4 protein-coding genes are annotated in these 2,007 nt (G+C 54.6%); all 4 read right to left on the bottom strand.

What is annotated here, in order from left to right:
- A partial coding sequence (locus VJ956_RS06590) for an aspartate/glutamate racemase family protein (RefSeq protein WP_324083007.1) occupies positions 1-701 on the bottom strand: 701 nt, incomplete at its 3' end.
- Entirely contained in the window at positions 698-1,162 is a 465-nt protein-coding gene (locus VJ956_RS06595; RefSeq protein ID WP_324083009.1) for a LysR substrate-binding domain-containing protein, read from the bottom strand. The genes VJ956_RS06590 and VJ956_RS06595, both read right to left, overlap by 4 nt.
- A 136-nt stretch (positions 1,163-1,298) precedes the next feature.
- The gene (gene pyp / locus VJ956_RS06600; protein ID WP_324083011.1) at positions 1,299-1,700 is read right to left on the bottom strand and encodes a photoactive yellow protein; all 402 of its coding nucleotides are present in this window, start codon (positions 1,698-1,700) and stop codon (positions 1,299-1,301) included.
- Positions 1,701-1,755: 55 nt separating this feature from the next.
- Positions 1,756-2,007: hypothetical protein (locus tag VJ956_RS06605; protein WP_324083013.1), on the bottom strand; the 252-nt coding region annotated here is incomplete at its 5' end.

Below are 2,007 nucleotides of genomic sequence, written 5' to 3' on the forward strand. Positions count from 1 at the left end.
TATTGCGACCGCTGACCCAAAGCGAGCTGAACCGCCTGCTCGGCGTGTATTTCGGTAGTATCGTAGAGTCTGACTTCGGTATCCGCGACCTGGACCAGAAGGCCAATCTCCGTGCACCCCAGAATTACCCCCTGGGCGCCCCGTTCAGTCAATGAGGCTATTACATCGAGATAATCGGTTTTTGAGTCCGGATTGACCACGCCGCGGCACAACTCGTCGTAAATTACGGAATGGATGCGCTCCCGTTGCAACTCATCGGGCACAACGACTTGAATACCACGTTGTTCAAGGCGACCAATGTAAAATGTCTGCTCCATTGTAAATCTTGTCCCTAGCAGCCCCACACAGGTGATCCCATCCTGTTCGAGCACGTTGGCCGTCGCATCAGCAATATGGAGAAGCGGAATGCTCACAGCCTGCTCAATTTCGGAGGCAACCTTGTGCATCGTGTTCGTGCAGAGCACCAGGACGTCTGCGCCCGCCGATTCAACCGACCGGCCGACCGATCCAAGTATTTCAGCTGTGGCCTGCCAATCACCTTTGTGTTGCAGCGCCTCGATCTCGGCGAAATCCACGCTGTAGAGAACAATCTTGGCAGAATGGAGCCCGCCCAGTTCGTCTCTTACTTTCTGATTTATCAACCGGTAGTAGGTTTGGGTTGACTCCCAGCTCATTCCACCAATCAGGCCCAGTGTCTTCAACCAACGCCTCCTGTTTGTCGTATGGGTGTCGCAACGAATGACAGCCCGAGTCTGTCGCCAATTTCCCTGATTAGTGTCTGGATGCGAGTCACCCGTTTCAGGTCCTGGTGGGTAAGCATCCACAACTGCGTTTGCAGTTCGTGCAGTGGCCCGGTTAATCGACACAACTGGCTGTCAGCGTCGCCAAGATAGCATGGCAAGACAGCAACGCCACTGCCCTGCCTGGTGGCTATCTGTATCGCAAGCACTGAATCCAGCCGATAGCGGCAATTTGCCCCGGGCACCTTGCTGGTCACCCGTTGTTCCATCGCCAGGTCGCCCATATGCGAATCTGGACCAAGCCATGGCTCACTCATCAGGTCCTCGACCAACAGTGCCTTTTCCAGGTGCTCCCAGCAGTCTTTCTGGCCGCTGAAGATCCAGGTTATGTCTATGGCGACTGGAACGGTCCCGGACTTCATGTGATGCCGCTTTTACCGATCCGGATTTCCGTCGTCGGGCCAAGGGACTCGGGGCTGGATCTCTTACCCGCTCCGGGACGATTTTTGCGAAAGTTTGCAGAACCTCATCGCCCACAGGGTGGCCATAAAACCGCTATTACCCGGCTTTTGGACTGTCTACAAGCTTGCGCTTGATCAACAGCCAGTAACTTTGCCGGTCAATTGCCTTGAACATGATGATTTTTACCTTGGTGGGTTCCATTTCGTGGTCAAACAGATATTCGAACACCGCATTGAAATCTCCTGATTTTACACCTTCGAAAAAGCGCCCGGAGAATTCATCACTGCGTGTGCAGGGAGCCACATCATTGAAGAAGTTTTTGCCGATCACGTCCTCGGCCTTGCGTCCGGTAAGTTCAGTCTCGGCAAGGTTGTATCTCAGGATTGTTCCCTCGGCATCGAGTTCTACCGCGCCATACATCAGGTTATCGACTTCCTGATCACTGATCTCTGCCAGCGCGTTCTGCAAATCGTCTGGTTGGAACTGCACTCGTTTCATTATCACTACCCTCCGGATGATTCAGTCAGACAGATAAGCCGCAACACCAGGTTAATCAATCAAACCATGGGACCGTGTCGGTCAGCGTTCCCGGCTGCTGCAGGCTGTTTGCGATTCGTTCAATGTCCGCGGTCAGCGGGCGATCACGGACCAGTTTGGGCGACTGCTCGCGAACCCAGGCCTGCAGCCGGCCGCAAGCTCCGTCAAAGCTGGCACCACCGGCTTCATCGGAACGCAAGTCGAGCGCCTGGACCACCATCAGGGCATCAATAGCGAGCATGAGACAGAGCAGCTGTAACAGCTCCCC

This window comes from Marinobacter sp. (assembly GCF_035268745.1).
Classification (GTDB): Bacteria; Pseudomonadota; Gammaproteobacteria; order Pseudomonadales; family Oleiphilaceae; genus Marinobacter.